General features: G+C 67.9%; 19 protein-coding genes. 7 read left to right on the top strand and 12 right to left on the bottom strand.

Annotation, left to right across the window (positions count from 1 at the left end; translation table 11 throughout):
* Positions 1–43 precede the first annotated feature (43 nt).
* The 4 genes from AX730_RS04765 to AX730_RS04750 all read left to right on the top strand — a co-directional run bounded on the left by AX730_RS04765 (position 44) and on the right by AX730_RS04750 (position 2827).
* Positions 44–535 carry a TPM domain-containing protein gene (locus AX730_RS04765; RefSeq protein WP_062352723.1) on the top strand — a complete coding sequence of 164 codons (492 nt, stop codon included), beginning with the start codon at positions 44–46 and terminating at the stop codon, positions 533–535.
* 83 nt (positions 536–618) lie between these two features.
* Complete coding sequence (gene lgt / locus AX730_RS04760; RefSeq protein ID WP_062352720.1) at positions 619–1506, top strand: prolipoprotein diacylglyceryl transferase; 888 nt, start codon at positions 619–621, stop codon at positions 1504–1506.
* Positions 1507–1528: 22 nt separating this feature from the next.
* Entirely contained in the window at positions 1529–2323 is a 795-nt protein-coding gene (locus AX730_RS04755; protein WP_062352717.1) for a thymidylate synthase, read from the top strand.
* Between the two features lie 6 nt (positions 2324–2329).
* On the top strand, positions 2330–2827 hold the full coding sequence (locus tag AX730_RS04750) for a dihydrofolate reductase (RefSeq protein ID WP_062352714.1): 498 nt from the start codon (positions 2330–2332) through the stop codon (positions 2825–2827).
* Here the strand turns inward: AX730_RS04750 and AX730_RS04745 are convergent.
* From AX730_RS04745 to AX730_RS04700, 10 genes are all read right to left on the bottom strand, one after another.
* Positions 2824–3483 carry a DUF1287 domain-containing protein gene (locus AX730_RS04745; RefSeq protein WP_083537717.1) on the bottom strand — a complete coding sequence of 220 codons (660 nt, stop codon included), beginning with the start codon at positions 3481–3483 and terminating at the stop codon, positions 2824–2826. The genes AX730_RS04750 and AX730_RS04745 overlap by 4 nt on opposite strands.
* 2 nt (positions 3484–3485) lie before the next feature.
* Complete coding sequence (locus tag AX730_RS04740) at positions 3486–4340, bottom strand: symmetrical bis(5'-nucleosyl)-tetraphosphatase (protein ID WP_062352708.1); 855 nt, start codon at positions 4338–4340, stop codon at positions 3486–3488.
* Between the two features lie 10 nt (positions 4341–4350).
* Entirely contained in the window at positions 4351–4731 is a 381-nt protein-coding gene (apaG, locus tag AX730_RS04735) for a Co2+/Mg2+ efflux protein ApaG (protein ID WP_062352705.1), read from the bottom strand.
* A gap of 58 nt (positions 4732–4789) precedes the next feature.
* Positions 4790–5578, bottom strand: a complete 789-nt coding sequence (gene rsmA, locus AX730_RS04730; protein WP_062352702.1) for a 16S rRNA (adenine(1518)-N(6)/adenine(1519)-N(6))-dimethyltransferase RsmA — start codon at positions 5576–5578, stop codon at positions 4790–4792.
* A gap of 46 nt (positions 5579–5624) precedes the next feature.
* Positions 5625–6599 (bottom strand): 4-hydroxythreonine-4-phosphate dehydrogenase PdxA, encoded by a 975-nt coding sequence (gene pdxA / locus AX730_RS04725; RefSeq protein ID WP_062352699.1) that lies wholly within the window; start codon positions 6597–6599, stop codon positions 5625–5627.
* 1 nt (position 6600) lies between these two features.
* Positions 6601–7929, bottom strand: a complete 1329-nt coding sequence (locus AX730_RS04720; protein ID WP_062352696.1) for a peptidylprolyl isomerase — start codon at positions 7927–7929, stop codon at positions 6601–6603.
* A complete protein-coding gene (lptD, locus tag AX730_RS04715) occupies positions 7926–10394 on the bottom strand; it encodes an LPS assembly protein LptD (protein ID WP_062352693.1) in 2469 nt (822 codons plus the stop codon). Before lptD ends, AX730_RS04720 begins: the two co-directional genes overlap by 4 nt.
* Positions 10395–10520: 126 nt before the next feature.
* Positions 10521–11429 carry a histone deacetylase family protein gene (locus AX730_RS04710; RefSeq protein WP_062352689.1) on the bottom strand — a complete coding sequence of 303 codons (909 nt, stop codon included), beginning with the start codon at positions 11427–11429 and terminating at the stop codon, positions 10521–10523.
* A 116-nt stretch (positions 11430–11545) separates the two neighbouring features.
* Complete coding sequence (locus AX730_RS04705) at positions 11546–12061, bottom strand: cob(I)yrinic acid a,c-diamide adenosyltransferase (RefSeq protein ID WP_062352686.1); 516 nt, start codon at positions 12059–12061, stop codon at positions 11546–11548.
* Positions 12062–12069: 8 nt separating this feature from the next.
* Positions 12070–12672: a hypothetical protein gene (locus tag AX730_RS04700; protein ID WP_062352683.1), complete on the bottom strand. Its 603-nt coding sequence runs from the start codon at positions 12670–12672 to the stop codon at positions 12070–12072.
* 97 nt (positions 12673–12769) lie between these two features.
* Here AX730_RS04700 and ubiH point away from each other — a divergent pair, with 97 nt between their 5' ends.
* The 3 genes from ubiH to AX730_RS04685 are packed head-to-tail and all read left to right on the top strand — an operon-like array spanning position 12770 to position 16343.
* On the top strand, positions 12770–13978 hold the full coding sequence (gene ubiH, locus AX730_RS04695) for a 2-octaprenyl-6-methoxyphenyl hydroxylase (RefSeq protein WP_062352680.1): 1209 nt from the start codon (positions 12770–12772) through the stop codon (positions 13976–13978).
* The gene (locus tag AX730_RS04690; protein ID WP_062352677.1) at positions 13975–15162 is read left to right on the top strand and encodes a UbiH/UbiF family hydroxylase; all 1188 of its coding nucleotides are present in this window, start codon (positions 13975–13977) and stop codon (positions 15160–15162) included. Before ubiH ends, AX730_RS04690 begins: the two co-directional genes overlap by 4 nt.
* A 56-nt stretch (positions 15163–15218) precedes the next feature.
* The gene (locus AX730_RS04685) at positions 15219–16343 is read left to right on the top strand and encodes a Gfo/Idh/MocA family protein (protein ID WP_062352674.1); all 1125 of its coding nucleotides are present in this window, start codon (positions 15219–15221) and stop codon (positions 16341–16343) included.
* A gap of 6 nt (positions 16344–16349) precedes the next feature.
* On the opposite strand, the gene AX730_RS04680 is transcribed toward AX730_RS04685, so the two are convergent.
* Positions 16350–17072, bottom strand: a complete 723-nt coding sequence (locus AX730_RS04680; RefSeq protein WP_062352671.1) for a hypothetical protein — start codon at positions 17070–17072, stop codon at positions 16350–16352.
* Between the two features lie 72 nt (positions 17073–17144).
* Entirely contained in the window at positions 17145–18077 is a 933-nt protein-coding gene (locus tag AX730_RS04675; RefSeq protein ID WP_407071471.1) for an SMP-30/gluconolactonase/LRE family protein, read from the bottom strand.
* Positions 18078–18111 lie beyond the last annotated feature (34 nt).

Below are 18111 nucleotides of genomic sequence, written 5' to 3'. Positions count from 1 at the left end.
GTGGTGGCATGTCGGGAGGCGGTGGCGCCTCGGGGAGCTGGTGATGCGCCTGCTGCGCCATTTCTTTGCCCGTTCGTCTCGTCGTCTGTTCCCCGAAGACAGCCTGCAGCGCATCACCAACGCGATCGCGGAAGGCGAACGCCGGCACCGCGGCGAAGTCATGTTCGCGGTGGAATCCAGCCTGCCGCCGAGCGCGGTGATCGCCGGCGTCCAGCCCCGCGAGCGTGCGCTGGATGTGTTCGTCCGCCTGCGCACCTGGGATACGGACGCCAACAACGGCGTGCTGGTCTACCTGTTGCTGGCCGATCACCAGATCGAGATCGTGGCTGATCGCGGCCTGACCGGACGGGTAAGCGACGAGGACTGGACGCAGGTATGCCGCATGATCGAGACGGAAATGCGCGCCGGCCGTCCCGAACAGGCGATCCTGGATGGCATCCGTATGGTCTCCGACCATCTGGCCCGGCATTTCCCGCAGTCGGACGACCAACCCGACAAAGACGAGCTGCCGAATCGCCCGCACCTGCTGGGCTGATTCATGGCGATGACCGTTCCGGTCATACACGCGAGTATCGGGTGGGGCAAAATAGCCCATCTCCACGGGCTACGCCGAGGCGCATGATCTACCTCCACCAGATCGATCCGATCATCTTCTCGCTGGGCCCGATCAAGCTGCACTGGTACGGGCTCATGTACCTGCTCGCCTTTGTCGTGGCCTGGTGGCTGGGCCGCATGCGCGCCCAGCAGGGGCGACTGCCGGGCGTCAACGCGGATGCGTTCTCCGACCTGATGTTCTACGGCATGCTCGGCGTCGTGCTGGGCGGTCGCATGGGCTACGTGCTGTTCTACGGTTTCGACACCTTCCTCGACAATCCGCTCTCCATCTTCAAGGTCTGGGAAGGCGGCATGAGCTTCCATGGCGGCCTGCTGGGCGTGATGGCTGCGGCGCTGTGGTGGTCGCGCAAGCACCAGTTGCACTTCTTCGACACGATGGATTTCGTCGCACCCTTGGTCGCGCCGGGGCTGGGCTTCGGCCGTCTTGGCAATTTCATCGGCGCGGAGTTGTGGGGCAAGCCGACGGAAGCGGGCTGGGGCGTGATTTTCCCGACGGATCCCGCGCTGCGTTCGCTGGACGCCGCGCAGCTGCAGGCGCAGTACGCCGCCGGCGCGCTCGACCAGTTCGCCCGCCATCCGTCCCAGCTCTACCAGGCGTTCCTCGAAGGACTGGTGATGTTCGTGGTGCTGTGGGCGGCATCGCGCAAGCCGCGTCCGCGTTACCTGATCTCCGGCCTGTTCGCGCTGATGTATGGCGTGTTCCGTTTCCTGGTGGAGTTCGTGCGCGTGCCGGACGAAGGTGTGTATGTCGCCTGGGGCTGGCTGACCAAGGGGCAGATCCTCAGCGTGCCGCTGGTGCTGCTGGGCCTTTACCTGCTGTGGCTGTCGCGTCGCTCGCCGACCGTGCAGCCCGTCGTGCCCGCGCCGGCGACCGGCAAGGACGCAGCATGAAGGCCGTCGCCGGAGACAAGGCATGAAGCCGTATCTCGACCTGCTGCGCCACGTGCTGGAGCAGGGTGCCGAGAAATCGGACCGCACCGGCACCGGGACACGCAGTGTGTTCGGCTGGCAGATGCGCTTCGACCTCAACCAAGGCTTCCCGCTGGTCACCACCAAGAAGTTGCACCTGCGCTCGATCATCCATGAGCTGCTGTGGTTCCTGAAGGGCGAGACCAACATCGCTTACCTCAAGGACAACAAGGTCGGCATCTGGGACGAGTGGGCCGACGAGAACGGCGAGCTCGGCCCGGTATACGGCAAACAGTGGCGAAGCTGGGAAGGCGCCGATGGCAAGACCATCGACCAGATGCAATGGCTGGTGGACGAGATCAAGCGCAATCCGGATTCGCGTCGCCTGGTGATCAGTGCGTGGAATGTCGCCGAGCTGCCGAAGATGGCGCTGATGCCGTGCCATTCGCTGTTCCAGTTCTACGTCGTCGACGGCAAGCTCAGCTGCCAGCTGTACCAGCGCAGCGGCGACATCTTCCTCGGCGTGCCGTTCAACATCGCCAGTTACGCGCTGCTGACGCACATGGTGGCGCAGGCGACGGGCCTCGGCGTGGGCGACTTCGTGCACACGCTGGGAGACGCGCACCTGTATTCGAACCACTACGAGCAGGCGCGCGAGCAGTTGTCGCGCGAACCGCGTGCGCTCCCCAAGCTACACCTGAATCCCGACGTCGCCGACCTGTTCGCCTTTACGTACGACGACATCGGGATCCATGGTTACGATCCGCATCCGGCGATTAAGGCGCCGGTGGCGGTTTAAGCATCGATGCGCATTGCCCTGATCGCCGCACTGGATCGCCAACGCGCCATCGGCCGCGACAACGAATTGCCGTGGCGCCTGCCCGATGACCTGAAACGCTTCAAGGCGCTGACGCTGGGCAAGCCTGTGCTGATGGGGCGGAAGACCGCCGAGTCGCTTGGGCGCGCGCTGCCCGGACGGTTGAACCTGGTGCTGACGCGCAGCGGCCGCGTGCCGTTCGAGGGCATGCAGCCTGTCGCCTCGGTCGAGGACGCGATTCGCATTGCGACGGAGCAGGGCAGCGACGAGCTCTGCGTGATCGGCGGTGGCGAGGTCTACGCGCTGACACTTGCACGGGCTGATGTGCTGCACCTGACCGAGGTGGACACCGTGGTCGAGGATGCGCATGCGTTCTTCCCGGCATTCGATCCCGAGGACTGGCGCGAGACGGTGCGCGAACACCATCCTGCGGACGCGAAGCACGCGCTGGCGTTCGACTTCGTGGCGTTGCAGCGCGCGCGCTAGCCGCGCGACAGTGTTGCCGGCGGGCGGTAGTGGCCGATGATGGCGTGCCGGAACAGGATGTCGTCTTCCTGCGTGCCGGCGTTGATGTTGTGCAGGATCAGCGGCGTGCCGTCGTGGCTGCGGCGATCCGACACGATGCCGATATGCGGCAGGCCGCTGCCGGTCAGTTTCCACGCCACGATGTCGCCCGGCGAGAAATCGTCCGTGGAAGAGCCGATGCTCTGATTCCATCCGTTGCGTTCGAACCAGCGCATCTGGTTGGGCACACGGCGGTGGTCGATGTTGCGGTCGGGCCGGGACAGTCGCCACAGCTTCGGATATCCACTGAAGTGGACGCGCATGTCGTCGTGGATCGCCTGCTGCAGGTCCAACCCCTGCGTCCGCAGCGCGCGGATGACCACGTCGGTGCAGACGCCGCGATCGGCCGGCACGTCGCCACCGGGATAGGACAGGCTGAAGTAGGCCGGGTCGTACAGGCGGACCACGCCCACCTGCGCACGCGCCGCGGCAACCAGCGGTGGAGACGCAACGGGAGGCTCATCCGCAGCCGCCGTGGCCGCAGCTGGCGCGGCTTCGACGGGGACCGGCGTTTCGTCGCGGCAGGCCGCAAGCACAAGAAGCACCAGGCACAGCGTCGATAGCCGCGCCTGTCGCATGCTCAGTCCTTCGGCAATTCGCCCTTCGGTGGCGGCGGTACGTCACGGCCCGGCACCTGCACCAGCCGCAGTTCGTCGGTATCCAACTGCAGCGCGGTGAGCTTGCCGCCCCACACCGCGCCGGTGTCGATCGCATGCACGCCGTGGCCGATCATCAGGCCCAGCGTTGACCAGTGGCCGCAAACGATCTTGAGGTCGCGCTCGGCGCGGCCGGGTACCTCGTACCAGGGATACAGGCCCTGCGCCTGGCGGCCAGGGGCTTCTTTCTCTTCAATCGCCATGCGCCCGCGCGGTGTGCAATAGCGCATGCGCGTCAGCACGTTGATGATGGCGCGCGCACGGTCGTAACCGGACAGGTGCGGCGCCCAGTTCGGCTTGTCGCCGTACATGTTGCGGAACAGCTTGCGGTAGGCGTTGCCGTGAAGTTGCTGCTCGACTTCGCGCGCATGCTTTTCGGCCAGCGCGGTGGTCCATTTCGGCGCGAGGCCGGCATGCACCATCATCCAGCCGAGCTCGCGGTCCACGTGCACCAGCTTCTGCAGCCGCAGCCAGTCCAGCAGCACGCGCGCGTCGTCGGCCAGCACCACGCGCTGCAGGTCGGGATTGACCTTGCGCTGCTCGTCCGGCGAACGTTCGCCGATGGCGAGCAGCGACAGGTCATGGTTGCCCAGCACCGTCGTGCTGTGCTCGCGCAGCGAATGCACCAGCCGTAGCGTCTCCAGCGACTGGCCGCCACGGTTGACCAGGTCGCCGCAGAACCACAGGCGGTCCTGCGCGGGATCGAAGCGGATCTTTTCGAGCAGACGCTGTGTGGCGTCGTAGCAGCCCTGCAGGTCGCCGATGGCCCAGACCGTCATCGCGCCGGACTCAATGCAGCGTCCGCGGGACGGACAGGGTGAACGTGGCGATGGGAGCGTCGAAGCGGGTGCCGTCGTCGGCCAGCATGTCGTAGCGTCCCTGCATGGTGCCCAGCGCCGTTTCGAGGATGGCGCCGGAGGTGTAGCGGAAATCTTCGCCCGGCCTCAGCCAGGGCTGCTCGCCGACCACGCCTTCACCCTCGACTTCCTCCACCTTGCCGTTGGCGTCGGTGATGATCCAGTGGCGGCGCAACAGTTGCGCGGGCACGCGGCCACGGTTGTGGATGCGGATGGTGTACGCGAACACGTAGCGCCCGTCCTCGGGCGTGGACTGGTCGTCCAGGAAGCGCGTGGCGACATCGACGTCGATGGCGTAGTCGGGGGAATCCATGCGGGAAGTGTATGCAAAGGCGTGTAAAAGCGGAAACAACGCCGTGCTGCAGCGTGGGTCAACCTTCCACCGGCAGGTTGGCGAGGCGGACGAAGCCCTCGACCTCGATCTGTTCGGCACGCGCATCGGCGCGCAGGCCGGCGGCTTCGATCTGGTCCGTACTGCACGTACCACCCAGCGCATTGCGCAGGGTCTTGCGGCGCTGGCCGAAGGCTGCGCGCACGACGTCCGCGAAACGGCGATGGTCGGTAATACCGACGGCGGACGCATCGCGCGGTACCAGGCGTGCGACCGCCGAGTCCACCTTCGGCGGCGGACGGAACGCGCCCGGCGGCACGACGAACAGCGAGTCCACCCGGCAGTACGCCTGCAACATCACGCTGAGCCGGCCGTAGACCTTGCTGCCGGGTTCGGCGGCCATGCGGTCCACGACTTCCTTCTGCAGCATGAAGACCATGTCGTGGATCGACGCGGCGTGTTCGATGGCATGGAACAGGATCGGCGACGAGAGGTTGTAGGGCAGGTTGCCGACCAGCCGGATCTTCTCGTCGCCGGCGAGCTTGCCGAAGTCCACATCCAGCACGTTCTTGTGGATGATGGTCAGCCGGCCGACGCCTTCCGAGGCCTCCATCAGCGGTGTGATCAGGTCGCGGTCGAATTCCACGGCCGTCAGTTCGCCATGCTTGCGCAGCAGCGGGAAGGTGATCGCACCCTGGCCCGGACCGATCTCCACCAGCCGGTCGCCCGGCTGAGGATTCACCGCCATCACGATCTTGTCGATGTAGCTGCGGTCGGTCAGGAAGTGCTGGCCGAGGGACTTCTTGGGGGGAGCCTTGAAATGCGACATGCGGGAATTATGCGGGAATGCCGCCGCTCCCGTCGGCCGCAGGGTGTCAGCCTGTGCGTCGTGCCGCCATGCGTGCGCAGGTGGCGACGGCCGCCAGCAGGCTGGACGGGTCGGCGATCCCCTTGCCGGCCAGATCGAGCGCCGTGCCGTGGTCGACCGCCACGCGCGGATAGGGCAGGCCCAGCGTCAGGTTCACGGCCTGCTCGAAGCCGCTGTACTTGAGCACCGGCAGGCCCTGGTCGTGGTACATCGCGACGACGGCATCGAAGCCCCGCAGCTTCTGCGGCAGGAACGCGGTATCGGCGGGGAGCGGACCTTCCAGGCGAATGCCCTCGGCGCGCAATGCATGGAGCAACGGTTCGATCACCTCGATTTCCTCGCGGCCGAGATGTCCGGCTTCCCCCGCATGCGGGTTGAGGCCCAGCACCGCGATGACGGGATCGGCGATGCCGAAGTCGCTGCGCAATGCGCCATGGGTGATGCGCAGGACCTGCTCCAACGCGGCGGGCGTGATCGCATCCGGCACGTCGCGCAGGGGCAGGTGCGTGGTCGCCAGAGCGACGCGGACGATGTCGTTGGCGAGCATCATCACGACCGGGCAACCGGCGTGGTCGGCGAGCAGTTCGGTGGTGCCGCTGTAGGCGATGCCGCCGGCGTTGATGGCGGCCTTGTGCACCGGACCCGTGACGACACCATCCAGCTGACCCTGCAGGCAGGCATCCGCCGCCTGCGTCAGCGCATCGATGACGGCACGCGCATTTCCGGGTTCGGTCCTGCCGAACGTATTGGCCACCGCGTTAGGAACAGGGCGCAGGCGGAGGTCGCCAGGCTGGGTGGCGACGTCGTGTTCTGCAAGCAGGCGGAGCGGGAGGCCCAGCGCGTCGGCGGCGGCGGCGAGTGTGGCGGCGTCACCGAAGGCGAGCAGCGAGCAGTCCTGGCGGCGCTGCTGCGCCAGCCGCACGCAGAGCTCCGGTCCGATGCCGCCGGGCTCGCCCGGAACCAGCGCCAGCCGGGGCGTCATGTCAGCCGCCCGGCGTGGTCTCGGCGCGGTCGCCGCTACGGAAATTCACGTAGGCTTCGCCACGCAGTTCCTGCAGGTAACGGTTGTACTCGTCTTCCGCCTTGCGGCGACCGATGGTGTCGCGCACCTGGGCACGGCGGTTCTGGTCGGTCACGTCGGTCTGGCGGCTGCCGACGCGCTGGACGATGTGCCAGCCTGCATCGGTGCGGAACGGCGGGCTGACCTGGCCGTCCTGGAGTCGCGTGACTTCCTGGCCGAACGCCGGACCGAACGCATCGGCCGGGAACCAGCCGAGGTCGCCGCCATCATCGCGGCTGTTCGCGTCTTCGGTGGATTCCTTCGCCACGGCGACGAAATCGGCGCCGCCGGCGATGCGCGCACGCAACGTGTCGATCTTGGCCTTGGCCGCCGCCGCGTCCTGGGTCGGCGTGATGCGCACCAGGATATGGCGCGCACTGTATTCCTCGACGGAGCGCTTCTCGGCCTGGGCTGCGTCGCGCGTTTCCACCAGCTTCAACAACTGGAAGCCGCTGGGACCGCGAAGGGGGCCGACGACCTGGCCGGGGCTCATGCCCTTCAGCATCTCGACGAAGGCCGTCGGGATCTCGTCGACGCTACGCCAGCCGAGCTCGCCGCCTTCCAGCGCGTTGGGGCTGTCGGAATAGCGCACGGCCGCCGCAGAGAAATCCAGCTCACCCTTGTCGACGAGTGCCTTGACGCCATCGATCTTGCTCTGGCCGGTGCTGATCTGCTCCGCGCTGGCGCCATCGGGCAAAGCGACCAGGATGTGCGCTAGGCGATACTGCGTGCCGCCGGCCGCCTGCGACGCCAGTGCGGCATCCACTTCGCCTTCGCTGACGTTCACGCGGGTCTGCGCGAAATTCTGCTTGAGGCGCTGGATGGTGACTTCATCGCGCAGCGAATTGCGGAATTCGGGGAACGACATGCCGTCGGCTTCCAGCCGCTGGCGCAGGCCGTCCGCCGTGGTGCCGTTCTGCTGTGCGACGGCGTTCACCGCATTGTTGAGGTCGGCGTCGTTGACGCGGATGCCTGTTTCGGCGGCACGGGCAACCTGCAGCTTGACCAGCACCAGGCGCTCGAGCACCTGGCGCTCAAGCACGGCGCGTGGCGGCAGTTGGCCGGGCTGGTTGGTGTACTGGGCGAGCACGTTCTGTACGGCGCGGTCCAGTTCGCTCTGCAGCACGACGTCCTCGTTGACGACGGCTGCGATGCGGTCGAGCGGCTGCAGCGTCTGCGCCAGCGCAGGTGCGGCGGCGGCCGACACGGTCAGCAGGCCGGCGATCAGGAGGCGGGAAAACGGCTTGGTCATGGCATCGGATCCGGAGCGTAGGAGGTGTCGTCCGGACGCGGCGCGATATTGCTCGGTGGGACGAGATAGAGATCGTCTCGGTAGTAGCCGAGGATAGCACGGCGCAAGATGCGGTCCGTGTCCCGGCCTGCCGAGCCAAGGCCCTTCAGGACGAATTCGACCTGGAAGGCGGTGTTCATTTCGCCCTCGCGGTTGCGCACGTAGCGGCGCACCAGCCCACGCACGGCGAGGCAGCAACTGTCCCATTGGACGCCCGCCACGCCTTCCAGCAGCCCGGGCTCGATACCGCGCGACTCGTCGCGGTAGAACGAACGGTAGTAGCGACCGACCACGCTCCATGTTGGCGTGACTGGATAGAGGAACGAGAAATCGGCCTGCTCCAGCAGTTCGCGGCGGCGGCGATAGGTGATGTTGACCACACCGTCGTCCGGCAGCAGGTAACGCGCACGCACGCTGGCCAGGTCTTCGCGGCGGAACTTCGGGTCCCACTGGTACGAGGCGCCGATGGTCCAGCGATCGGTCGGCGCGTAATTGGCGTCGACCACCCAGGCCGACTTTCCGCGTTCCAGCGGCACCTCGGCCGACGAATACGTCACCAGGCTGTCGTCGAAATAACGGATCTGGCCGACGCTGGCCGACAGCCTTTCGAAGCCGTCCTTCTGGCGCAACAGGCGCGTGGTCAGCGCCAGCGTCAGCTGATTGGCGTCGGCCTGGCGGTCGGCGCCGGTGTAGCGGTTGTCACGGAACAACTGGCCGTAGCTGAAGTTGAACGGGCGCGTGTCGAAGATCGGCAGGCCATCCTGCTCGCGATACGGCGCGTTGAGGTAGAACAGCCGCGGCTCAAGCGTCTGCAGGAAGCGGTCACCCTTGATCTCGGTCTCGCGGTCGAAATACACGCCGGCATCCAGCGAGCCAATCGGCAGGCCTCGGCTGGGCGAGGGGTCGTAGAACTCCGCGATCATCGCGGGCGTGATCTGGTTGGCGGGCAGGCCATAGGCCGCGATCGCCCGGTCAGTCGCAGTCTTCTGGGCCAGTTCGGCATCCAGGCGATATCCGGTATAGCGATACGCCAGCGTCGGCGTGATGTACCAGGACGCGCCCTGGATCGGAAACGATACGGTCGGCTTGATATCGATGCGACTGCCGCCCGCGCGCGAGTCGTGCTGGAACCGCACCGCTTCCGCATGGCCACCCACATTGATCCAGCGGCTCAGCGGCTGGTTCCAATTGAGGTAGGTACGCGGCACGCGATTGTAGGGCAGCGCTTCCTTGCGGCTCGTGTAGTCCGATAGCTGCCAATGGTCGGCCATCACGCCGGCGCTCCAGTATTCGCCAGCGCCGTAGACGCCGGCGGTGCTGGTGACCGACGAATACGCCTGGCCGTACAGCGAGCTACCGAACTGTTCCTGGTAGCGAGCGTCGCTGAGCCAGATCAGGTTGGCGCGTGCCTGCCAGTTCCGGCTGAAGCGATGGGAACCCTCGTACGAGAGGAAGCCTCGGCCGGCGTCCGGATCAGGGTTGTTCGGGTTATTCGGATCGTAGTCCGGCTCTTTCATGCGGTCCCGGACCAGATTGTCCCGGGTCATCCAGGTGCCCTGGATTTCGCCGCGGCCCTTTTCGTACAGGTAGCGGAACTCGGCACCCATCTGGAAGCCGCGTTTGCTCATGTACCGCGGTTCCAGGGTGGCGTCGTAGTTCGGCGCCAGGTTCAGGTAGATCGGCTGCTTCCAGTCGAAGCCATTGCGCCCCGACATGCCGATCGCCGGGTACAGCAGGCCGGTATGGCGCTGGTCGTCGACGGGGAATTTCAGGTAAGGGACATACAACACCGGTACCTTGCCCAGCCGGATCGTCGCGCCGTGCGCTACGCCCCAGCCGCCGTCGGTGTCGATGTCGATGCGCCGCGAGCGCAGCTCCCAGCGACGGTCTTCGGGGTCGCAGGTCGAATAGGTCGAATGCAGCAGGCTGCCCTCGGGTCCCTTCATGTCGATGCGGTCGGCGCCGCCGTTGCCACGCCGGGATACGAGCTGGTAACGCACATTGTCGATCTGGTGCGTATCGGTCGCCTGGTTGCCGCGCGCCGTATCGGCGAGCAGGCGGATGCCGGTGTCCTGATAGCGGATATGGCCGTCGGCGACGTAGGTGTCCTGCTCCTGGTCGTACTTCAGGTTGTCCGCACCGAGGAACTGGTCGCCGCGGCTCAGCGCGACATTGCCCTGGTACTCCAGGTTCGTCTCGGTGCCCCCCAGCTGATCGCCTTCGATCGAGGTCGGCTGGTCGGCACGCTGATCGCGCGCGGCCTGGGCGTTGCCGTTGGCGGAGGGCTGGGGCGCGCCACCGAATACCGGGATCACGTCCTGGATCGGGCACAGCGCCCAGCTGTCGGGCTTCTCATCGTTGGCCAGGGCCGGCAGGCACAGGGCGATGCTGAAGGGCAACGGGAGCAGGCGAAGGGCGGTGCGCACGCGGTGCTGGGCTCGCTGTCGGACGAAAAACGGTCGTTAGCTTGCCCCATCCCATGCATGCGGGCAATGAAGGCCTCCGGCCGGTGTCGGTCGGGGTTCAGCGATCCGGCCTGCGGCCCTTCCGGGTCAGCGAAGTTCGTCGACGTGGACCTTCGCGCAGTCGCGCAGGGCGTCCAGGTCGTATCCGCCTTCGAGCATCGAGACGACCCGCCCACTGGCGTGGCGCTGCGCCACGTTGCGCAGTTGCCGGGTCAGCCAGCCGAAGTCCTCGGTTTCCAGCATCAGGTCGGCCAGCGGGTCGCGCATGTGCGCGTCGAAACCGGCGGAGATCAGCACCAGTTGCGGTTTGAAATCGTCCAGGGCCGGCAGCAGTTCGTCGGCCCACGTGTTCTGGAAGCGGAAGCCGCCGCTGCCCGGTGGCAACAGGGCATTGAACACATTGCCTGCGCCACGCTCGTAGGGCGCGCCGCTGTGCGGATAGATGCCCGACTCATGGCTGCTGAAGTAGGCCACGCGCGGGTCGTTGTAGAAGATGGCCTGGGTGCCGTTGCCGTGATGCACGTCGAAATCGATCACCGCCACCCGCTCCAGCCCGTGCTTGTCGCAGGCGTAGGCCGCTGCCACGGCGATGTTGTTGAACAGGCAGAAGCCCATCGCCGTCGTGCCGGTCGCATGATGCCCGGGTGGACGGACGGCACAGAACACCGTTTTGTCCTCGCCATTCATCACGGCGTCCACGGCGGCTACGCCTGCCCCGGCCGCACGCAGCGCTGCGGCGCGCGAGGCGGGGCACATCACGGTATCGGGGTCCAGCATGCGGTAGCCGGATACGTCCGCTTCCAGCACCTCGTGGACCAGGGCCTCGTCGTGTACGCGGCGCAGGTCGCCGAGTTTCACGATGGGGGCCTCACGCCAGTCGGCGTCGGCGTGGTGCTCGCGCAGGGCTTCGAGCACGACTTGCAGCCGCGCCGGACGCTCCGGGTGCTCAGGACCGGGATCGTGCAGCAGGCAGGCGGGGTGGGTGTAGATGATCACGATGCCGGCGGCTGCCCTCGACGGGGCATGAACCGCCTCTCCCGGTGGATGTCCGGTTCCATTCTATGCGGGGCACCCCGGCGCCGGCACTCGACCTTGGGGGAAGGCGTGCGGCCTCAGGAATGCCGCCGCTCGTGCTTCCACAGCACCTCGCCCTGGCCGTCGGCACGGTTGAGGTAGCGGATCGCCTCCGGGCGCACGGCATCGTGGCGGGCCAGGGTGACCGTCTCGCGTTCGGCGCGGCGCACGATGGTGCGGGCCAGATGGCAGCGCGACGCCGCTTCGCCGCCGGCCGGCAGGATGAAATCCTTCAGCGGCGGCAGGTCGTCGTTGTAGTGGTCCAGCTGCCGTTCCAGCGCGTCCACGTCATCGCCGGTGATCGCGGCGTGGCCCGGGATGCACAGCTCGCCGCCCAGGTCGAACAGCTGGTGCTGCACCGTGGTCAGCAGGGTACGGATGTCGTCCTGCACGCTGGGTACCGCCAGCAGCACGCCGATGGCCGAGTTGGCTTCGTCCACCGTGCCGTAGGCGGTGACGCGCGCGGAGTCCTTGCCCACGCGCGTGCCATCACCCAATCCCGTGCTGCCGTCGTCGCCGGTGCGGGTGTAGATCTTCGAGAGGCGGTTGCCCATCGGCGGGATCAGTCGGCCGTGCGGCCGTGCGGCCTGGCCAGGCGCACGACCTGCTCGACCATCACATGCACGATGACGGCCAGGCCCACGTAGATCGCGGCCACGCGCAGGTAGGGCAGGTACCAGTCGCTGAAGTTCTTCCACCAGCCGGCGAAGGTGGGTTCGCTGACCACCGGGCTCAGCCAGTAGAAGCTGCCCTGGCTCAGCAGGTGGCACACGGTGACCGAGGCCAGCAGGCTGCCGACCAGCAGCGCCAGCGTGCGGCCGTGGTTCGCGGTCTGGTAGCGGCGCAGCAGGGCGCCACCGGCCCACATGGCGCCGTAGGCCGGCACCAGGAACCAGTACGCCGGCGAGACGCAGTAATGCGTCCAGAAGTTGATGCCCTGGCCGCTGATGACGATGTAGTCCACCACCACGGCCGCAGCCATGAACAGCGGGAAGGCCCAGCGCGACCAGGTGCGCAGGTAGTAGCCGCCGATGAAGAAGGCGGCCCAGCTGGCGTCGGGCAACGGACCGATGTGGCCGAAGGTGGTGGGCAGGTGCAGGCGGGTCAGGACCAGCAGGGCGGCGACCAGCGTCAGCACGAGGACGCGTTGGGAAGTGGTGTTCATCGGCACGGTTCCGGAGACTCAGCCCCGCATTCTACCGGAGCTTGCCGATGGCAGGCCGCCTGCCGGGGCGCTGGAGGCGGGGCGCTATCATGGCCGCATGAAAGAACGGCATGACGTGGTGATCGTGGGGGGCGGACTGGTCGGTGCCAGCCTCGCCATCGCCCTGGACCGGCAGGGACTGGACGTGGGGCTGGTGGAAGCCACGCCGCCGGGGCAGATGCCCGCAGTATTCGACCAACGCAACCTCAGCTTCGCCGCCGCGACGGTCAACGCGGTGACGGCACTGGGCGTGATGCAGCACCTGCGTTCGCCCACCGGCCTGATCCGGCGCATCCACATCAGCCGCCAGGGCGACTTCGGGCGGGTGAAGCTGGATGCCACCGACTACGGGCGCGAGTCGTTCGGCCAGGTCGTCGTGGCGCGCGATTTCGGCGAAGCGCTGGAAGTGCGGCTGGACGAACTCCCGCAGCTGACACGCTACCGGCCGGCACGCTTTGTCGGCTTCGCGCCGGACGAAGCAGGTCATCGCGTCCTGCGGATCGCCGATGCCGACGGTGAGCGCCTGGTGCGCTGCAGGCTGATGGTGGCTGCGGACGGTACCCGTAGCGCCGTACGCGATGCGCTCGGCATCGGGGTGGACGAGCACGACTACGACCAGACCCTGTTCGTCGCCCGCGTGCGTGCCACGCAGGCACCGGACGGCACCGCGTACGAACGTTTTGGCGATGCCGGACCGACCGCCCTGCTGCCGCGCGGTGACCGTCATTGGGGCGTGATCCACGGCGTGGCACACGATGAAGCCGACGCCGTCGCCGCGCTCGACGAAGCCGCGTGGCTGGCTCGCCTGCAACATGCCGCCGGCTGGCGCATCGGCCGCCTGACCGCCAGCGGCGAGCGCAGTGCGTATCCGATCATCCGCGTGGTCGCGCAGCGGCTGGTCGCAGACCGCGCCGTCGTGCTGGGCAATGCCGCGCAGACGATCCATCCGATCGGCGCGCAGGGCTTCAACCTCGGCCTGCGCGATGCACTGACCTTGGCCGAAGAGATCGCGCGCGGCGATGATCCGGGCGCTGCCGCCAGCCTGGCCGCCTACGCCACGCGACGCCAGGAAGATCGCGAACGCACGCTGGCCTTCTCCGATGGGCTCGCACGCCTGACGTCCAATCCATCGCCATTGTTGAAGCCGCTGCGCAGCCTGGGCCTGCTGGCGGTGGATGCGCAGCCGTCGCTGCAGTCGTTCCTGGTCGGCGGTGCGATGGGCTTCCGCGGCGATGTGCCGGCGCTGTGCCGTGGAGAGGCTGCATGAAGCGGCGTGGACAGATCGATGTCGCCGTCGTCGGTGGCGGTGTGGTGGGGGCGGCCTGCGCGCTGGTGCTGGCGCGCGAAGGGCTGGACGTGGTGCTGGTCGAAGGTCGCGAACCAGTGCGATGGTCGCCGGCGCAGCCGGACCTGCGCGTCTATGCGTTCGCGCCGGACAACGCGGCGCTGCTCGATGACGCCGGTGTGTGGAACGCGGTGCGCGACGCGCGTGCGCAGCCGTACCGGCGCATGCGCGTCTGGGATGCCGGCGGTGGCGACGAACTGCGCTTCGATGCCGATGCGCTGGGTCGCACGCAACTGGGCTGGATCGTCGAGAACGGGTTGCTGGTCGACCGGCTGTGGGCCGCGCTGCCGGCGGCCGGTGTGCAGGTGCGTTGCTCGGCACGCGTGGAGGCGATGGAACAGGACGACGCCGGCGTGACGCTGCGGCTGGATGACGGCACGCGCGTCGACGCGCGGCTGGTGGTGGCGGCCGACGGTGCCGATTCCACCCTGCGCCGCCTCGCCGGCCTGGAGGTCGCCGCGCGCGATTACGCACAGCGTGGCGTGGTGGCGTTCGTGCGCACCGCCGCGTCGCATGAAGACACCGCGTGGCAGCGGTTCCTGCCGACGGGCCCCCTGGCCTTCCTGCCGTTCGCGGACGGGCTCAGCTCGATCGTCTGGACCTTGCCGGACGACGAAGCGCAGCGCGTGCTGGCACTGGGCGACGCCGCGTTCGGCCGGGAACTGACGCTGGCCATCGGCGGCAAGCTCGGCCAGGTGGACGCGGCCTCGCCGCGCGCGGCCTTCCCGCTGAAGCGGCAGCTGGCGAAGGACTACGTCGCCGGCCGCGTCATCGTCGCCGGTGATGCCGCGCATGTCGTGCATCCGCTGGCGGGGCAGGGCGTCAACCTCGGCCTGCGCGACGTGGCCGCGCTGCGTGACGGCATCCGTGCCGCGCAAGGCCGTCGCGTCGATTGGGCCGCTACGCACCGGCTCGCGCGCTGGGCGCGCCAGCGCCGCAGCGAGAACGCGACCGCCGCCTACGCGTTCGAGGGCATCAACCGGCTGTTCTCCACCGACGAGATGCACCTGACCCTGCTGCGCGGTCCGCTGCTGGGCCTGGCCGGCAAGCTGCCGCCGCTGGTGGATTTCTTCTGGCGGCATGCAGCCGGGCAACGCGCACGCTGACGCGTCGGCGCGATGCATGCGGTAGCCTCGCGGTTCCCCACCCGAGGCTGTCCGCGATGAGCGCCGAGCATTCCTCTCCAGATCCTTCGCGCCGACGGCTGCTCGCTGCGCTCGGTGCCGCCGGCATCGCCGGCATGCTGCCCATCGCGCGCGCCAGGGCGTCGCGCCCGCTCGGCGTCGCGCTGGTGGGACTGGGCTACTACAGCCGCGACCTGCTGGCGCCGGCCCTGCGGATGACGCGACATTGCCGCCTGGCCGGCATCGTCACCGGCACCCCGGCGAAGGCGGAGGCGTGGCAGCGTCGCCACGGCATTCCCGACCGCAACGTCTACGACTACACCGGCTTCGACCGCATCGCCGACAACCCCGACATCGACGTCGTCTACGTCGTGCTGCCCAACCATCTGCACAAACCGTTCACCCTGCGCGCGGCGGCGGCGGGCAAGCACGTGTGGTGCGAGAAGCCGATGGCGATGGATGCAGCGGAAGCCCTCGCGATGATCGATGCCTGCCGGCAGCATCGGGTGCAACTGGCGATCGGCTACCGCATGCAGCATGAGCCGAACACGCAGGCGGTGATGGCGCTGGCGACGTCGCAGCCGTTCGGGCGCCTGCAGCGCATCCGCGCCGAGGCCGGGTTCCATGGATTCGACAGTGCCAGCGGCGACAACTGGCGGCTGGATGCTGCGCGGGGCGGCGGTGCGATGTACGACATGGGCGTGTACGCGCTGAATGCGGCGCGCTACACCGCAGGCGCGGAACCCATCGCGGTGACGGCGACGTCGTCGATACAGCGTCCGGATATCTTCCGGGGTGTCGATGAGACGATGCGGTTCCGCCTCGAATTCCGTGACGGCGTCACCGCCGACTGCGCCACCAGTTTCGGCAAGAACATGAACCGGCTGCGCGCGGACTGCGCAAGCGGGTGGTACGAACTGTCGCCGTTCCAGGCCTACGAGGGCGTGCGTGGCGAAGCCAGCGACGGACGCCGCTTCGATGCGGCGATCGGTACCACGCCGGCGCAGCAGGCGCGGCAGATGGATGCTGATGCGCTGGCCATCCTGGAACGGCGTGCACCGCGCGTCCCCGGCGAGGAGGGCTGGCGCGACATGCAGGCCCTGGACGCGATCTTCGCGTCCGCGCGTGCCGGCGGGAAACGCGTGGAGATCGCCGCCGGGTAAGCTGGATCAGCCCGGGATGAAGGGGAACACGATCTTCAGCAAGCCCTTCAGTCCGCCCTCGGCGGTGCTGGCCACCGCCTTGGCGCCCAGGCTGTTGAGCGCGTTGCGCGCATCCTGCCAACGCAGCTTGGTGACGTCCTTCTTCAGCAGGTCGGCGACTTCCTCCGAGGTGGGCGTCAGCCGCTTCAGTGCCTCGGTCACCGCCGCGGGATCGGGTTGCAGGTAGCCCCAGCGTTCGGCGATCGCCAGCAAGGTGTCGAAGCGGACCGCCACGACCTCGCGGTTGCGCTCGTAGACCGGCAACGCGCCGACATCGAGGATCGCCTGCTCGAACTGCTGGTGGTCGTCCGGGTGCTCGACACGGATCGCGAGGAAACCCTCTTTGCGGCTGCGCTCGCTGACGTGCTTCGCGCCGGATTTCAGGTTGGCCTCGGTCAGCGCGCTGGCGACGATCCGCTGCAGCGCGGCGTCGCGCTCTTCCGGCACCAGCGCACGCCAGCGGGCGTAGCCGTCGCGCCGCAGCGCCTTGATCTTGGCCGGCGTCACCCGCAGCTTGCCGGCGACGGTGAAGTTGGATTCGTCGCGGCCGATGGTGCCGTCGCGTTCCAGCAGCACGAAGATCAGCAGTTCCAGGTCGCGCTTGGTCAGCGACTGGAAGCCCTGCAGCAGGGTCAGTCGCAGGAACTCGGTGCCGAAACCGGCGGGGTCCTTGAGCTCGATGGGCAGCATCGTCGGTCTCCGTATCAGGCAGGCATCTTGCCACGCAGGGGTGTCAGTACCTGAGACGTCGGCGGCACCGCGTCACAGGCCGGCTTCGCGCCCCGGGTGTTCGGCGCGGAACGCCTCGATCGCGCCCCGGTCCTGCAGGGTGACGAAGACCGTGCGGCCATCCGGTCCTCCGAACGCGACGTTGGTCGGCTTCTGTCCCTTGAGCTTCACTTCACGCACCAGCGCGCCGTCGGGCGACACCACCGCGACCATGCCGGCGCCGTAGCGGGCGATGTAGAGGTTGCCCTTCACGTCGGTGCGCATGCCGTCCATGCCGTGGTCGTCGAAGGCGATCAGCAGGCGCTTGTTGCTGACACTGCCATCCGCCTGGATATCGTAGGCCCACACGTTGCGCTGCACGCTCTCGTTGACGTACAGGCGCTTGCCGTCGGGACTCACCTCGACTCCATTGGTCGTGCCCATGCCCGCTTCGAGCAGGTGCGGCGCACCGTGGCGGTCGATGCGCCACAGCTGGCCGGTGTTGTCCGACCACTTCGGGTCGCTGGCGTACAGCGTGCCATCCGGTGCGAGCGCGATGTCGTTGGGCTGGTTCGCCTGCGGCATGCGCGCGAACACCGTCGCGTCATGGGACCCCGGTGCGATGCGCAGCACGTGGTGCCCGCTGTAGTCGGCGATGTACATGCTGCCGTCGGCGCCGAAGCGGATGCCGTTGCCGGTGCTGCCTGCCGGCAACGTCGTGAACAGGGCGGCCGTCGCGTCGCCGCGCGCGTCGAACGTTACCCGCCCGATGGTGCCGTCGCGTCCGAAGCTGACCGCATACAACGCCCCGTCCGGCCCGAACGCCGGACCTTCGATGCCGGCACTGAAGACACCGTCACCGATGACGTCACGGGCGACGTACAGCGCGTCGGACTCCGTACTCGCTGCAGGTGTCGCATGCGTACAGCCGGCCAGTGCCACGGCGAACAGAAGGAAGGTGGCCTGCATGAAGCGGTAGGAGGTCATCCGTTTCCCCTCGGGTGGCGTGCGTGTGGGTGCG

Source organism: Pseudoxanthomonas mexicana, assembly GCF_001556105.1.
GTDB lineage: Bacteria > Pseudomonadota > Gammaproteobacteria > Xanthomonadales > Xanthomonadaceae > Pseudoxanthomonas_A > Pseudoxanthomonas_A mexicana_A.
The sequence above is the reverse complement of the archived record's forward strand: the minus strand, read 5'-3'. Positions and strand labels throughout refer to the sequence as shown.

What these genes read in the sequence shown, in the direction of transcription:
- AX730_RS04765 (WP_062352723.1), top strand. Translation starts at nt 44, where the DNA reads ATGCGCCTGCTGCGCCATTTCTTTGCCCGTTCGTCTCGTCGTCTGTTC.
- lgt (WP_062352720.1), top strand. Translation starts at nt 619, where the DNA reads ATGATCTACCTCCACCAGATCGATCCGATCATCTTCTCGCTGGGCCCG.
- AX730_RS04755 (WP_062352717.1), top strand. Translation starts at nt 1,529, where the DNA reads ATGAAGCCGTATCTCGACCTGCTGCGCCACGTGCTGGAGCAGGGTGCC.
- AX730_RS04750 (WP_062352714.1), top strand. Translation starts at nt 2,330, where the DNA reads ATGCGCATTGCCCTGATCGCCGCACTGGATCGCCAACGCGCCATCGGC.
- AX730_RS04745 (WP_083537717.1), bottom strand. Translation starts at nt 3,483, where the DNA reads ATGCGACAGGCGCGGCTATCGACGCTGTGCCTGGTGCTTCTTGTGCTT.
- AX730_RS04740 (WP_062352708.1), bottom strand. Translation starts at nt 4,340, where the DNA reads ATGACGGTCTGGGCCATCGGCGACCTGCAGGGCTGCTACGACGCCACA.
- apaG (WP_062352705.1), bottom strand. Translation starts at nt 4,731, where the DNA reads ATGGATTCCCCCGACTACGCCATCGACGTCGATGTCGCCACGCGCTTC.
- rsmA (WP_062352702.1), bottom strand. Translation starts at nt 5,578, where the DNA reads ATGTCGCATTTCAAGGCTCCCCCCAAGAAGTCCCTCGGCCAGCACTTC.
- pdxA (WP_062352699.1), bottom strand. Translation starts at nt 6,599, where the DNA reads ATGACGCCCCGGCTGGCGCTGGTTCCGGGCGAGCCCGGCGGCATCGGA.
- AX730_RS04720 (WP_062352696.1), bottom strand. Translation starts at nt 7,929, where the DNA reads ATGACCAAGCCGTTTTCCCGCCTCCTGATCGCCGGCCTGCTGACCGTG.
- AX730_RS04705 (WP_062352686.1), bottom strand. Translation starts at nt 12,061, where the DNA reads ATGGGCAACCGCCTCTCGAAGATCTACACCCGCACCGGCGACGACGGC.
- AX730_RS04700 (WP_062352683.1), bottom strand. Translation starts at nt 12,672, where the DNA reads ATGAACACCACTTCCCAACGCGTCCTCGTGCTGACGCTGGTCGCCGCC.
- ubiH (WP_062352680.1), top strand. Translation starts at nt 12,770, where the DNA reads ATGAAAGAACGGCATGACGTGGTGATCGTGGGGGGCGGACTGGTCGGT.
- AX730_RS04690 (WP_062352677.1), top strand. Translation starts at nt 13,975, where the DNA reads ATGAAGCGGCGTGGACAGATCGATGTCGCCGTCGTCGGTGGCGGTGTG.
- AX730_RS04685 (WP_062352674.1), top strand. Translation starts at nt 15,219, where the DNA reads ATGAGCGCCGAGCATTCCTCTCCAGATCCTTCGCGCCGACGGCTGCTC.
- AX730_RS04680 (WP_062352671.1), bottom strand. Translation starts at nt 17,072, where the DNA reads ATGCTGCCCATCGAGCTCAAGGACCCCGCCGGTTTCGGCACCGAGTTC.
- AX730_RS04675 (WP_407071471.1), bottom strand. Translation starts at nt 18,077, where the DNA reads ATGACCTCCTACCGCTTCATGCAGGCCACCTTCCTTCTGTTCGCCGTG.